At 64.4% G+C, this 12,599-nt stretch carries 15 protein-coding genes; 5 read left to right on the top strand and 10 right to left on the bottom strand.

The features are described 5' to 3' along the window. Positions 1–11: 11 nt before the first annotated feature. Together C491_RS14085 and C491_RS14080 are read right to left on the bottom strand one after the other, a co-directional pair. Positions 12–359, bottom strand: a complete 348-nt coding sequence (locus tag C491_RS14085; protein WP_005557420.1) for a Zn-ribbon domain-containing OB-fold protein — start codon at positions 357–359, stop codon at positions 12–14. Continuing rightward, positions 356–1,474, bottom strand: coding sequence for a thiolase family protein (locus C491_RS14080; protein WP_005557417.1), 1,119 nt, complete (start codon positions 1,472–1,474; stop codon positions 356–358). The genes C491_RS14085 and C491_RS14080 overlap by 4 nt, the downstream gene beginning before the upstream one ends. Before the next feature lie 936 nt (positions 1,475–2,410). Between C491_RS14080 and C491_RS14075 the strand changes: the two genes are divergently transcribed. Further along, positions 2,411–2,605 carry a DUF4177 domain-containing protein gene (locus C491_RS14075; protein ID WP_005557415.1) on the top strand — a complete coding sequence of 65 codons (195 nt, stop codon included), beginning with the start codon at positions 2,411–2,413 and terminating at the stop codon, positions 2,603–2,605. 9 nt (positions 2,606–2,614) lie between these two features. Continuing rightward, positions 2,615–3,616, top strand: coding sequence for a hypothetical protein (locus tag C491_RS14070; RefSeq protein WP_005557413.1), 1,002 nt, complete (start codon positions 2,615–2,617; stop codon positions 3,614–3,616). Between the two features lie 32 nt (positions 3,617–3,648). On the opposite strand, the gene C491_RS14065 is transcribed toward C491_RS14070, so the two are convergent. Further along, positions 3,649–4,002, bottom strand: coding sequence for a hypothetical protein (locus tag C491_RS14065; protein ID WP_005557412.1), 354 nt, complete (start codon positions 4,000–4,002; stop codon positions 3,649–3,651). A gap of 526 nt (positions 4,003–4,528) precedes the next feature. On the opposite strand from C491_RS14065, the gene C491_RS14060 reads away from it, so the two are divergent. Both C491_RS14060 and C491_RS14055 read left to right on the top strand, forming a co-directional pair. After that, positions 4,529–5,587, top strand: a complete 1,059-nt coding sequence (locus C491_RS14060; RefSeq protein ID WP_338042748.1) for a ComEC/Rec2 family competence protein — start codon at positions 4,529–4,531, stop codon at positions 5,585–5,587. After that, complete coding sequence (locus C491_RS14055) at positions 5,587–5,865, top strand: DUF3006 family protein (RefSeq protein ID WP_005557408.1); 279 nt, start codon at positions 5,587–5,589, stop codon at positions 5,863–5,865. The genes C491_RS14060 and C491_RS14055 overlap by 1 nt, the downstream gene beginning before the upstream one ends. Before the next feature lie 357 nt (positions 5,866–6,222). Here C491_RS14055 and C491_RS14050 read toward each other — a convergent pair whose 3' ends face one another. The 3 genes from C491_RS14050 to C491_RS14040 form a co-directional block, all read right to left on the bottom strand. Then, positions 6,223–6,816: an NADPH-dependent FMN reductase gene (locus C491_RS14050; RefSeq protein ID WP_005557406.1), complete on the bottom strand. Its 594-nt coding sequence runs from the start codon at positions 6,814–6,816 to the stop codon at positions 6,223–6,225. Positions 6,817–6,878: 62 nt separating this feature from the next. Further along, positions 6,879–7,274, bottom strand: a complete 396-nt coding sequence (locus C491_RS14045) for a DoxX family protein (RefSeq protein WP_049891958.1) — start codon at positions 7,272–7,274, stop codon at positions 6,879–6,881. Between the two features lie 3 nt (positions 7,275–7,277). Then, positions 7,278–8,324, bottom strand: coding sequence for a WD40/YVTN/BNR-like repeat-containing protein (locus tag C491_RS14040; RefSeq protein WP_005557401.1), 1,047 nt, complete (start codon positions 8,322–8,324; stop codon positions 7,278–7,280). Between the two features lie 135 nt (positions 8,325–8,459). Here C491_RS14040 and C491_RS14035 point away from each other — a divergent pair, with 135 nt between their 5' ends. Then, entirely contained in the window at positions 8,460–9,461 is a 1,002-nt protein-coding gene (locus C491_RS14035) for a TatD family hydrolase (RefSeq protein ID WP_005557399.1), read from the top strand. Positions 9,462–9,479: 18 nt separating this feature from the next. Here the strand turns inward: C491_RS14035 and C491_RS14030 are convergent, their stop codons facing one another. The 4 genes from C491_RS14030 to C491_RS14015 all read right to left on the bottom strand — a co-directional run bounded on the left by C491_RS14030 (position 9,480) and on the right by C491_RS14015 (position 12,592). After that, positions 9,480–10,277, bottom strand: coding sequence for a hypothetical protein (locus C491_RS14030; RefSeq protein ID WP_005557396.1), 798 nt, complete (start codon positions 10,275–10,277; stop codon positions 9,480–9,482). A 20-nt stretch (positions 10,278–10,297) separates the two neighbouring features. After that, positions 10,298–10,537, bottom strand: a complete 240-nt coding sequence (locus tag C491_RS14025; RefSeq protein WP_005557394.1) for a hypothetical protein — start codon at positions 10,535–10,537, stop codon at positions 10,298–10,300. Positions 10,538–10,695: 158 nt separating this feature from the next. Then, complete coding sequence (gvpH, locus tag C491_RS24000) at positions 10,696–11,238, bottom strand: gas vesicle protein GvpH (RefSeq protein ID WP_083909331.1); 543 nt, start codon at positions 11,236–11,238, stop codon at positions 10,696–10,698. A 463-nt stretch (positions 11,239–11,701) separates the two neighbouring features. Beyond that, on the bottom strand, positions 11,702–12,592 hold the full coding sequence (locus C491_RS14015) for a fumarylacetoacetate hydrolase family protein (protein WP_005557390.1): 891 nt from the start codon (positions 12,590–12,592) through the stop codon (positions 11,702–11,704). Positions 12,593–12,599 lie beyond the last annotated feature (7 nt).

Below are 12,599 nucleotides of genomic sequence, written 5' to 3'. Positions count from 1 at the left end.
GGTCACCGGTCTCACTGTTTGCCCGAACTCGTCGGTGTCTCCCGATCCCGGTCGGTTTCGGCCGGAACGAGCCGCGGGGGCGATCCCGCTCCGTCCGGCGTCTCGAGGACGACCGAGTCGCCCGCCTCGAGACCGTCCTCGAGCCGGGCGATGATACTCGCATCGCCGTCGAAGGAGGCGAGACCGAGCCGATTCGGGGCGCTGACGCCGTCGGGCGTGACGTGAACCGCCGTCACCGCCTGCACGATACCGACGCCCGAATCGCGAGGCCGCAGTCCGTCGGCGCCGCAGTCGAGACAGCGGCGTTTCTCGTAGAAGGTTCGCCGACCGCAGTCCGGACACTCGAGGACGCGCGTCATCCGCTCGCCTCCACGATCGTACAGACGCTGTTGTTCCCGAACCCGGCGACGTTGATCGCAAGTCCGTACCGCGGCGAATCGACCGCACGGTCGCTGGGCACGTCCCCTCGAAGCTGCCAGACGAGTTCGACGAGCTGGGAGATTCCCGTGGCGCCCAGCGGATGGCCCCGGGCTTTCAGCCCGCCACCCGGGTTGACCGTCAGGTCCCCATCGCCGTCGATCTCGGTCCGTCCCTCCCGCGTTAGTCGCCACGCCTCGCCCCGCTCGGCGAGGCCCAGTTCCTCCATCTCGAGCCACTCGAGGATGGTGAAGGCATCGTGGATGCACGCGACATCGATCTCGTCGGGATCCGTCCCCGCCGCGTCATACGCGGCTCGTCCGGCGGCCGCGGCGCTCTCGATCCGCAACGGATCGGCCCGATCCGCGACGGCGTGGACGCCGACGGCGCTCTCGCAGGCCGTCACCGACACGTCCGCGTCCGCCGCCGTGACGACCACCGCGGCGGCTCCGTCCGTCGTCGGGCAGCAGTCGTACAGACGAAGCGGCGTCGCGACCTTCGGCGAGTCGAGGACGTCCGCGACCGTCACGTCGCTTTCGAACTGCGCGTACGGGTTTCGGCGGGCGTTCGCGTGGTTCTTTACCGCAACCCGTGCGAGATCGCGTCGAGTCGCGTCGTAGCTCTCGAGGTACCGGGCAGCCGCGAGGCCCGCGAACGAGGGGAGGGTGATCCCCTGATCGTACTCCTGGCTGTGCGTGATCCGGCTGATGATCTCCGTCGCGACCGACGTCTCGGCGACGGACATCTTCTCGCCGCCGACGGCGAGTGCGACCTCGGCCCGTCCTGCTCGAACGGTGTCGACCGCGTCGAGCACCGCGCTCGCGCCGGTCGCGCTGGTGTTTTCGATCCGGCGTGCGGACGCCCGGCTGAGGCCGAGGCTAGCGGTCAACGCGTTCGCCAGTCCGGAGGTGTTGTTGAACGCTTCCGCGGCCATGTTGCCGACGTGAACCGAGTCGACGGCGTCCGGTTCGACGTCCGCGTCGTCGAGTGCCCGCTCCGCAGCGGTTTCCAGCAACTCGGCGATCGATCGGTCGTCGGACCCGGTAAACCTCGTCATTCCGACGCCGGGGAGTCCGAAGCGAGCCGGCGATGCCTCTGGCCGACCCGAAAGGGAGTTATGACTTACCATCTCACTGCGTGAGGTAACAAACCACACTGACTTATAGATGTCGTTGCGAACGCCCCGAAAACTGGACGAACACCCGCTAGCGGTCGGATTCGATGGCTGGCGGCTTCCGAGAGTAGCATCGTCTTCCCTCCCTTGCCTTCGACGAACCGCCTCGGGATCGAGTCGTTCGAGAGAGGGACGCTCTCTCGTCGTCGAGCGAGAGTGCCGGTTCCGTCGAGACCGGGGTTTCGTCCCTTCCCGAGAGATAAATGTAGATATATTGTTATGCTTTTTGCTGATGGAATTGTGCTACTATAACTATACTAATGCGTGCTGCACTCGAGCCAGTCCCGACCGAGGGTTGGTAGTTGCTCCTTCGCTGGGTCTCCGCTCGAGCTGTTTCAGATTCAAGCACGAGCGGCTGAAATAGATCTTTAACCTGGACTAATGCCGATCCAGGTCTGTCATACGTGGCGTAGCGCTCGAATCTGTTCCGCGCCTTCGGAGGAATCGTCGTGCTCGTATCCGTCTGTGAGCGAGTCGAAACGGCAGCTGATATAACAGCTACTCGAAAATCCAATTTGGTTATAAAACTATAGTGCTATTATATCGTTACGAGGGAACGTAGACCGCTGCCCGATTCGAGTCCCGGTGGAATCGGACGCCCCATGTCGAGTGCAGTTGGCCTCCGCTACGAGGGAGGAGAAAAGGGCCCGGCTGCACTGGGAACGAACTCGGCGGCGGCGCGGACGAGAATGCCGATAGTAACGAAGATGTGGACTATGCGGACGCAGCGATGGCGTACTCCGAGTGAGCCGCTGGAAAGGCAGCATCTACCCGCCAGCAAGGGAAAGAGTGAGGAGGAGTATAGGAGTCTAGTACGGAATGAGCAGTCATCAAGGTGCGCGCTGGGAGTACAAGGCGATCGAGCCGCCGACGGAGCTGACGAAGCGCGAATCCGCGAACCCCGAGGGACGGTTGAATCAGTTGGGTGCAGATGGCTGGCGGCTCGTCGAGACGGTTTCCTACGACGGCGGCGGCACGAAGTTCCTGCTCTTCGAACGGCGCCTCGAGGACTGATCATCGTCGATGAGGGATCTGACGACCGCCAACACGATGCGCGAGCGGGCCGCCGAGAACCGCTACAAGCTCTGGGTGCTCCTCAACGCGAACCGATGGCTCCTCACCGGGATGCTGGCGGCGGGCGTGTTCTCGCTGTTGATGCTCTGGGGGGTCTCGAGTTCGCAGTCGATCCGCGCGGTGATCGCCTCGGAGGACTGGGTAAAGATGACGTTCCAGGCGCTGATCGGCGCGCTCATCACCGGGACGACGCTCGTGGTCTCGATCAACCAGCTGGTTCTCTCCCAGGAGATCGGACCGCTGGGCAGCCAGCGAAAGCGGATGGATCTCGCGATGGATTTCTATCAGAACACCGACGAGCTACTGGACTTTCCGAGCCCCGCGAGCCCGGCGCTGTTCCTCAAGGAGCTCATCGACGCGACCAGCGATCGGGCTCAACGGTTCGAACAGACCGTGCAACCCAGCGACGACGAGGACCTTCGCGCACAGACCGCCGAGTACGTCGACGACCTCCTCGAGAACGCGACCGTGGCCGGAGAGGGGTTAGCGGGGGCCGACTTCGGCTCGTACGACGTGATGAAATCGGCGCTGAACTACAACTACGATCGGAAGATGTACGATCTCCGCTGGCTGCTGGCCGAGCACGAGGAGGACCTCTCGGCAGAGCAACGTGAGTCGGGCGTCCGGACCCTGGAGGCGCTTGCGATGTACGGGCCGGCAAGAGAGTACGTCAAGACGTTGTACTTCCAGTGGTCACTCGTCAAGCTCTCGCAGGGGATCCTCTATCTGGCGGTCCTCGCGCTCGTCGTCGCTGGCGGGATGCTGCTGTTCGTCGACGAGGGGACGATGATCGGCTCGCTGTTCGGCGTCGACAACCTGCTGTGGATCGTCGCCCTCGCGTACACGATCTGCGTGCTGCCGTTCCTGCTGTTCGTTTCATACATCCTTCGGCTGGCGACGATCGCGAAGCGAACGTCTGCGATGGGTCCGCTGGTCCTTCGGGGGGACTGAGATCGTTCGTCAAAATATCGGTCGCTTCGCCGTCACTCTCTCCCTCGAGCGTCCGACAGCTGGCACCGAACGCAGCGGTCACCGGGGAAGCAAGCGCCGTTCTCGTACGGACAGTCCGATTCGTCGACGTCGACGGAGAGCTCGCGTTTCGCGTCCTCCCACGCGGTTTCCCAAACTTCGATCTCCATCTCCGCGGAGGTGAAGACGACGTTCTCGTCGCGGTCGAGGATCTTCGCGGCCGTCACCGACCGCTGGCGGTCCTTCACTACCTCGATCGCGTCGGCGTACGAGTTACACCGGATCGTCCTCGTTTCGTCGCCGTCGTCCAGCAGGCGAACGGTCACGGAGCCGTCGGTCTCCTCCGTCGGTTCCAGTCCTCCGGTCATACTGCCGGGGTCGGGCCGCCGACACAAAAGGGTGCCCTCAGGTTTCGACGAATCCGACGTTCGTACTGGCGGACAGTATCACCCTCGCCCGAAGTGTGAGCAATCCAAAGAGCCATCCGATACTCCCTCGTCAGAGAGTGGTATGGTCACCGTTAGATCGGTCGCCCAGTGGGGGCTGGGCGTGCTCGTCGCGCTCTTTGCGCTCACCGCGCTCTCCGCGATAGAACTCTCACCGCTGTCGATACTACAGGGAGTACTCGCCGCCCTCCTGTTTCTCGGCGCTGCAGCGCTCATCGTTCCGCGAACCCGGGCCGAGATCGTCGGACGAACCGATCGGACCCTCTCGTCGAGCGTCCTCGCCATCCTCGTCGTGGTCGCAGTTCTGACGGGGATGCTCGTCACGCCGCTCGACGCCGACGACGATCCACCGGTCGACGCCAACGCCGAGGACCTCGAGGCCGCCGATACCGACGGCCAGGCGGACGACGGAACGCAAGCCGACGAGACGAACGACGCGGACGACGAGGTGGAGTCCGACGACGGTGCAGCAGACGAAACCGGTAGCGAACCGGGATCAGCGCAGGCGGACGCCGATGACGACGGGACCGAAGCGGAAGGCACCGACGACGGCTCGAGCGACGACACGGGAGCAGCGAGCACGGACGGCGACCCGGAGACCGAACGGACGACCGACGTCGAGGGCGAACTCGAGACCCACCACATCGACGTCGGCCAGGCCGACGCGACGCTTCTCGTGACGCCTGACGACGAAACGGTGCTGATCGACACCGGCGACTGGCGCCAGGACGGCTCGGACGTCATCGCCTATCTCGAGTCCCAGAACGTCGATCGGATCGATCACCTCGTGGCGACCCACGCACACGCAGATCATATCGGCGGCCACGCTGCCGTGATCGAGCACTTCGAAACCGACGGTGACGGCGTCGGAGCCGCCTACGACTCGGGCGTCGCCCACGACTCCGCGACCTACGAGAACTACCTCGACGCGATCGAAGAACACGACGTCGACCTCTTCGAGGTCGAGGAGGGCGACGAACTGCCAATCGACGGGATCGAGGCGACCGTGCTGAACCCGCCCGCAGGCGAATCCGACGACGACCTCCACTACAACAGCGTCTCGGTCGCGTTCGAGTTCGGCGAGTTCGCCTACCTGACGACGGGCGATGCCGAGGCCGACGCCGAACAGCGGATGGTCGAAGCACACGGCAGCGCGCTCGAGGCCGACGCGTACCAGGCCGGCCACCACGGCTCGTCGACGTCGTCCACCGGGCCGTTCATGGACGCGGTCGACCCGGAGATCACCGTTATTTCGAGCGGCTACGACAGCCAGTACGGCCACCCGCACGAGGAAGTGCTCGAGGAGTACGCCGAGCGGGGAATCGAGACCTACTGGACGGGCGTCCACGGCGACATCGTACTGACGACCGACGGAACGGAGGTGGGTGTCGAGACCGAACGAGAGTTTTCGACAGATGCGGCCGACCTCCTGGAGGAACGACCCGAGGAACAGGCCAGCATCGCCACACCACAGGTTGATACGGCTACGGCGGGTGTGTCCGGATAATGACCGTCGACGGATCGTTCACCTGCGTCGTCGATCGTATCGTCGACGAACGGACCGCCGTCGTGCTTCTCGAGGAGGACGGCGACGTCGTCGACCAGCTGGATCTCGACCTTGAGACGCTCCCGGAGGAGTGTCGACACGAAGGGGCGCTGTTCGACGCCGACGTCTCCGACGGGGCGCTCGTCGACCTCGAGTACCGACCCGAGCGCGAGCGAAAGCGACGGGAGCGGCTTCAGGAGAAGTTCGATCGGCTCTCGAAGCGACTCGACGAGCAGTAGTTTCCCTCCGGTGTCGCGCGGTTCACGACAGAGTCGCAGGCGGACGAACGGGAAGTTTCGACTCGCTGTGAAGCGTCGAGCCAGTCCGGCCCGAGGGGATTCGCGCCAATGCTCTCGAGAACGGAGCGGTAGTTGATCGTCCGTCTGCCCGACTCAGTCCGCGCTGTGGGCCGGAATGGATCCACACTCCGGACAGCCAACGTGTTTCGTCGTTCTGTAGTCGAGCGCAGCACTGCATCGGGTACACTTGTACTCGGTTTCGGTCATCGAACGCTGGTAATCCACTCGAGCATATATGCCTTGTGCGACGTCTATAACGGTTAATTCGGCAGATACGGGGACGTTCTCGCCTCGCGGTCAGCCGGCACGTTCGTCGGCGCCGACGTTTTCCCGGCTCTCGAACGAGTCGGGATCGGGCTCGATGTTGGCGAACTGGACCGCTCGCGTTCCGAGCGTCTCGACGCGCTGGCGAACGTCCTCGTCGACCAGTTCTCGGCCCTCGAACCGACTGTGGGCGTTCGGCACCGCTGCCTGGTGAGGTAACACCCAGGCGTCGAGCGCCCGGCAGACGACCCGCAGGTGGTCGAGCGCCCCGATTGGGAAACTGCCGCCGGAGACCGCGAGCAGCCCGACGGTCTTGTTCTCGAACTCGTCGAACCCGCAGTAGTCGAGCGCGGTCTTCAGCACCGAGGAGTACGACCCGTGGTACATCGGCGTTCCCAGGAGGATGGCCTCGGCCTCCCGAACGCGCCGGGCGAGTTCCGACGCGTCGCCGGCCTCGTCGTCGTCGGCGTCGAACAGCGGGATCTCGAGCTCCCGGAGGTCGATCAGTTCGGTGCTCGCGCCGGCGGCCTCGGCCGCGTCTAAGGCGTGTCGCAGGGCGGGGCGGGTGTAGCTCTCCTCGCGGAGGCTTCCGGCGATGGCGACGACGTGCACTGCGTTCTCGTCCATAGGACACCTTCGGCGGTGTGGGTTAAAATCGCTCTCCCGCACGCGACGGTCGGGCCGGTCCGCTACTCGTTCGTCGCGACGGGGTCTTCGCTCGCCGCCTCGAGCAGGAGGATCGCCCCGCCGAGGAGGGCGACGTTCTTGCAGAAGTTGATCTTGTTCGCCTGGCGCTCCTCGCCCTCCATCGTCCAGAAGTCGTGGATCCCGGGCGTCGTCCCGAGGAAGAAGACGATCACCGCGCCGGCGGACGCTCGAGGGTACTTCCAGCAGACGATCCCGAGGTTGGCGACGAACAGCATGCCGGTGACGAACGGAACGAGCAGATCGGGGACGGGAACGCCCTTCTCGCGGGCGATTTCGACGCGTTTCTCGTTGCTCTGGAAACCATCGACAGCCATGTACATGAGCGTCGCTCCATACAGCAGCCGGCCCAATCTCGAGGGCGGAGACGAGTTGGCCATCGCTCAGATCGCCTCCATTCGGCTGACGTTGGCTCCGAGTCGGCCGACCGTCTCGTACTCCCCGCTCTCGTCGCGTCGCATGATCCGGCCTTCGACGTCGTCGCGCTGGTCGGGGACGTCGAACAGGCCGGAGCCACAGAGCACGTCGCTGTCGTGGACCGTCCAGGTTTCGATGACCTCCTGGGGCTCACCGGGGAACGGAACCCGCTCGAAGTCCCGCCCGAAGTTCGTCGACTCGAACAGCGCGACCTCGTGTTCGTCGTCGACCCACGCCGGGGGCGCCTCCTCGCCGCCACAGAAGAACAGTCGGCCATCGTGGACGAAGACGCATCTGATGTACGAGAAGTCGTTGCCGTCGTCGAGCCGAGTCCACGACTCCCCCGCGTCGGTCGTCCGATACAGGCCGCCGACGCCGACCGCGTGACCTAGACCGAGGTTCTCGAGATCGTGATCCAGATACCCGGTCGTCGCGAGCCAGACGTCTTCCGAGATCGGCAGCACCTGGTGGACGTCGTCGATGATCGTGTCTCGACGGTCGAGCCAGGTCTGACCACCATCGTTACTCAGGTGGATCCCGCCCGCTTCGACCCCCGCGATCAGTCGTTCCGGGCGACCTGGGACGGTCTCGAGCGCGCGCAGCCGCGCGTAGTGAGGGTCGATCGGCGACTCCCAGTGGCCGCGGGAGGGAAGCTCGCGGAAGCCCTTCAGCTCCGACCACGTCTCGCCGTCGTCGACCGAGCGGTAGATGTAGGGGTCGTTCGTCCCCGCGTACAGCGCCCCGTCGGCCGTCGCAAGGATCGACCACACCTCGCTCTCGCCGGCGTGCCAGAAGCGGTCGCCGAGGGGAACCTCGAGATCCGCCCACGTTCGGCCGCCGTCTCTCGAGCGGTACGCCCCCGTCGACGACGCGACGAACACGCCGTCGGCGTGGTCCCACGATCTGACCGCCGTGACGACCCCGCAGTCGAGCACCTGCTCCGCTTCGTCCCGATCAAAGGGGACCCCGGCGACCCGGTAGAGGCCGTCGTCCGTCCCGATCAGCAGCGCCATGTGTGTCACGTTACTTCCACACATAATAAAGTTTTACCAGCCTGTAAAACGCTAAGTGGTCGCGCCGACGATAGGGTATCTGTCGCGACTACGACAGCCTCGCTTCCGCCGTTTGCAGTACACTCAACCTGACCCATGCCACCGACACACCCGACGAAGCGGCCGACCGATGCAGCGCATCTCGACGACCACCCGGAGCTGCCGACCGAGCTCCTCAACTTGCCCTGGATCGACGTCCACAACCACGCCCACACGCTCTCGTGGGACGATCGCGAGCGGTACGCCCTCTCGGGCTGCGAGTCGATGGTGATGGTCGCCTCGGGCTACCACTGGACGCCGTACAAGCCGGTCAGAGCGGAGGATATCCGGTACCTCTGGGACGACGCGATCAACCGACGCGCGGCGATCGAGCGAAACCACTTCTTCGAGGCCAACCTCGGGCTAGGGATCCACACCGGCGTCCGCATCGAGAACCCCGACGAGGCGCTCGAGGCGATGGCCGACTACTGCAGCCTCGAGGAGGTCGTCGCGATCGGGGAAATCGGCGTCACACCTACCCAGCACGTCAGTCGCTGGGACCTCGACGAACAGCGCGCGATCGTCCAGGCCCAGATGGAACTCGCGGATACCCACGACCTCCCGGTGCTCCTCCACACGCCGAACACCTCGAGCGACTCGGGTCGGTCGTATCGGGACGGGATCGGGACGCCGGGCTACGAGAAAAACCCGGGGCTGGGACAGGAGCCGGTGATCGACGCCGAGAACCCCGCGCTCGAGGCGGTGAAGATCGACGTCGAGGCAGCCCGAGACGCAGGCTTGGACGAGGAGCAGGTCGTCGCCTCCCACGCTGACGGGAACAACACGGAGTATCTCATGGCGGAGACCGACTGCTACCTGAGCTACACCATCGGCCACTCGTGGCTGATCGGCGTCACCGCGGCGGACGTCGCCGACGCCATCGACGAGTACGGCCCCGAGCGGATCATGGTCGACACCGACTGTGCGAACGTCCTGCGGACGGATCCGTTCGCGCTGAAGCGGGCCATCCTCGAGCTGTATCGCTACGGGATCGACGAGGCGGCGATTCGGCAGGTAGTGCTCGAGAATCCGCGCGACGTATTCGACATCGGGCAGTGATCCTCGAAGAGGGGATCGTCACCTGTTTCGCTTCGGCATCGTCGAGTGGCGCTTGACGGCGTGCATGTCCGCCCGTTCGGACGGCGGCGGTGCCATCGTCGAGAGACGGGACGACTCGCTCGAGCCGAGTCCGCCGCTCCCGTCGTCGCTCAGCCCGAGGAGTCCGTCGTCGCCTTCGTCGGCCTCCCTGGTGTCGGTTTCTTCCGCCTCGTCCCCGTCGCCCTTGCCGTCCGTATCGTTCGCCATCACTCCCTCGAGTTGGTTCTGGACGTCGCCGATCTCGTCGCCGAACGTCTCGAGCGGCGATTTCATCGCCTCACGAAGGCGATCTCCGAGATCGGCGGCGGCTTCGCCGTTGCCTTCCTCGGCTTCCGCCTCGCTCTCTTCGTCGGTCGTCGGCTCCCGGTCGGAGGGGTCGTCCCGGTCGGTGTCCTCTCGTTCCGTCTCCGACTGCGCCCGCTGGATCGCCTCGCGGATTCCGGAAGTGGCGTCCTCGAGCGTGTCCTCGTCCGATCGGTCGCCGAGTTTCGCGAGGCGCAACAGTCGATGGAGATCCTCGACGCGTTCGGGATCGCCCCTCGCGATCGCCTCGAAAACGGACTCGGCCTCCGACCCGTCCGGGAGCGTCCCGAGGCCGACGGCCTCGAGCAACGCCGTCGGCTCCGAGGACGCGACGAACTCGTCGGCTTCCCGTGCGACTTCGAGAAGGTCGCGCCCGGCATCGTCCGCCGACGCTTCCGGCGCCAGCAACGTTTCACTCTCGGTGCTCGCTTCGTCCAGAATCTCCGCCACTCGAGTATCGTATTCGTCAGTCATGGATCGATCCGTGCAGGCGCTCACAATCGGTCTAACCGCACTTCATCGTCCGTAACCGTCTTGACGTTTCGTTCGGCGAGATCGTAGCTCTCCTCGTCAGAGTCGCCCCACCCGAGCTTCGATCTGATGGCGTCCGTAACTCCCGGATCGGGGTTGACGTAAGCGCTCCCGTTTTCGACGGTCTCGATGATGCCGATTTCGTTACCCTCTGCGTTGACGACCCGTTTGCCTTCGTCGTCGTCCGTGAATCGAGCACACATACGGCAGTTCGTCAGCGAGTACCGAGTAAGAGCTGTCACCTCCATGTGCCGGGAACTCAACTCCCGGTCCTCACCTCTCCGGAGTCCAACTCGTCGTCTTGGTTCGCACGTTCGGCGACCGGTGGACTAGAAGACGCAGACGGCGAGAAACCGATCATCTACGAAGGCGATTTCTCGGACTGTTCGGCGTCGGTCGATCGGATGTAGACCTCGAGGACACCGTTCTTGAACCACGCGTTTCGCATTTCCGACGAGGTCCAGGGAAGCTCCACCCGTCCGACAGTAGTGCCCGTCTTTTTGATGACGAGTTCGTTCGTCTCTGGATTGATTCCAGCCGTGAGATCCTCTTTGGTTGCTCCGGGAAGGTCTGCGACGACGACGAACTCCCCGTCGTCGAGACGAGTGTCGATCAAACACTCCGCGGACTCGGATTTTTGTGTCCGTTTCCGTTCCGAACCGTCTCGGTGCTGTTTTCGATTTACCCGGCTTCTCTGAGCCGGTGGGCGTGATCCGGGCGGCCCTCTCGAGGAACGCTTCGCCTCTTCTCCGACCACGTTCTCTAACCCCTCCGATAGCGATCGCAATCCCGCTTGAAGCGAACTCTCGATAGCTCTTGCAAGGGACGGATCGGTTCGTTGTCGATCGCGTTCGGATGCATCTCGGTCACTGTCCTCCCGCTCGTTTTCGTCCTTGTTGCTCATAGGGGGGTCACCTCTGCATCGTGATTATCTCGTACGTTATGTGATAGCCTCTAGTGGGATAAGCCTCCGTACCCGTCAGTTGCTACGTTTTCTTTTAGGCTGCCTTCTGAGCGGTGAAGGCAGTGCACTGGCCCCGGAGAGGGCAACTCAGTTCTCAGTTCACATACCCCCGCAACTCGATCCTCGAGGGGTGGTTCGCGGGACAGCTCACCACACCCTTCTCACGGCCGCTCGCACCGGTTCATACGGGCAGTAAAACTGGCGGCCACTCGACGACGAAAATCTACGCCACGGAGCCGCTCGTTCTTGGAGGGCGCTCGCGAGTCCCGTGCTCGAGCGACGCCGCGACGGTATCAGCTTCGACCGTGCGAGATGGTGGCTCGATCCGAACTGAGACGCATCCCCACCCTTCCACGAGTTCCGCGGCCAGCACGAACTGCCGAAACCGTGCTGCCCTCTGGCGTTAGCTATCGAACGCGCAGGTGTTCGTCAGTTCGCCGAGCCCTTCGACGCCGATCGTCACCTCGTCGCCGTCCTCGAGCAGTACCGGTGGTTCCCGATAGACGCCGACTCCGGGCGGCGTCCCGGTGAATATCAGGTCGCCCGGCTCGAGCGTGAATGCCTGGCTGCAGAACGAGACCAGTTCGTCGATCCCGAAGATGAGGTTCGCGGTAGTCGACTTCTGCAGTCGCTCCCCGTTGACCTCGGCTCGGATCTCGAGGTCGTGGGGATCGTCGACCTCGTCTGCCGTGACGAGTTCGGGTCCGATCGGGGCGAAGCCGTCGAGGCTCTTGCCGCGGACCCACTGGCCGTCGCCGTGTTGAAGATCGCGAGCCGAGACGTCGTTGCCGACGAGGTAGCCGGCGACGTGCTCGAGGGCCTCGTCCTCGTCGACGCGCCGGGCTTTCTCCCCGATGACGGCGACGAGTTCGGCCTCGTAGTCGACCTTCTCGGTGAGGTCGGGATCCCAGCTGATCGTGCTCTCCGGACCGGTTACGGTCGTCGGGAACTTCGAGAAGAGGACGGGTTCGTCCGGAATCGGATTGTCGCCCTCCTCGGCGTGATCCCGGTAGTTGAGCCCGACACAAACCACCTTCTGTGGATCACCTACCGGCGCGTGTCGCACCAGATCGTCGTGCTCGTAGACGCCGACTCCCGTCCCCGCGGCGTGCTCGACGGCCAGTTCGGCCTTCCGCTGCCACTTCCAGCCGGCCAGCAGGTCGGTAGTTCGCTGGGGCAGGTCGATGCCGGCGGCGGCGCCCGCTTCGGCGAGATTGACGACCGTCTCGTCGTCGGTTCTGGCACCGCACCAGGGCTGTTCTCCGTCCGTCGTCGCGTACTGTCCGAGTCGCATTATGAGT

Origin of the sequence: Natronococcus amylolyticus DSM 10524 (assembly GCF_000337675.1) — an archaeon.
Lineage (GTDB): Archaea > Halobacteriota > Halobacteria > Halobacteriales > Natrialbaceae > Natronococcus > Natronococcus amylolyticus.
This window is presented reverse-complemented; position numbering and strand designations above follow the sequence as displayed.

What these genes read in the sequence shown, in the direction of transcription:
- C491_RS14085 (WP_005557420.1), bottom strand. Translation starts at nt 359, where the DNA reads ATGACGCGCGTCCTCGAGTGTCCGGACTGCGGTCGGCGAACCTTCTAC.
- C491_RS14080 (WP_005557417.1), bottom strand. Translation starts at nt 1,474, where the DNA reads ATGACGAGGTTTACCGGGTCCGACGACCGATCGATCGCCGAGTTGCTG.
- C491_RS14075 (WP_005557415.1), top strand. Translation starts at nt 2,411, where the DNA reads ATGAGCAGTCATCAAGGTGCGCGCTGGGAGTACAAGGCGATCGAGCCG.
- C491_RS14070 (WP_005557413.1), top strand. Translation starts at nt 2,615, where the DNA reads ATGAGGGATCTGACGACCGCCAACACGATGCGCGAGCGGGCCGCCGAG.
- C491_RS14065 (WP_005557412.1), bottom strand. Translation starts at nt 4,002, where the DNA reads ATGACCGGAGGACTGGAACCGACGGAGGAGACCGACGGCTCCGTGACC.
- C491_RS14055 (WP_005557408.1), top strand. Translation starts at nt 5,587, where the DNA reads ATGACCGTCGACGGATCGTTCACCTGCGTCGTCGATCGTATCGTCGAC.
- C491_RS14050 (WP_005557406.1), bottom strand. Translation starts at nt 6,816, where the DNA reads ATGGACGAGAACGCAGTGCACGTCGTCGCCATCGCCGGAAGCCTCCGC.
- C491_RS14045 (WP_049891958.1), bottom strand. Translation starts at nt 7,274, where the DNA reads ATGGCCAACTCGTCTCCGCCCTCGAGATTGGGCCGGCTGCTGTATGGA.
- C491_RS14040 (WP_005557401.1), bottom strand. Translation starts at nt 8,324, where the DNA reads ATGGCGCTGCTGATCGGGACGGACGACGGCCTCTACCGGGTCGCCGGG.
- C491_RS14035 (WP_005557399.1), top strand. Translation starts at nt 8,460, where the DNA reads ATGCCACCGACACACCCGACGAAGCGGCCGACCGATGCAGCGCATCTC.
- C491_RS14030 (WP_005557396.1), bottom strand. Translation starts at nt 10,277, where the DNA reads ATGACTGACGAATACGATACTCGAGTGGCGGAGATTCTGGACGAAGCG.
- C491_RS14025 (WP_005557394.1), bottom strand. Translation starts at nt 10,537, where the DNA reads ATGTGTGCTCGATTCACGGACGACGACGAAGGCAAACGGGTCGTCAAC.
- gvpH (WP_083909331.1), bottom strand. Translation starts at nt 11,238, where the DNA reads ATGAGCAACAAGGACGAAAACGAGCGGGAGGACAGTGACCGAGATGCA.
- C491_RS14015 (WP_005557390.1), bottom strand. Translation starts at nt 12,592, where the DNA reads ATGCGACTCGGACAGTACGCGACGACGGACGGAGAACAGCCCTGGTGC.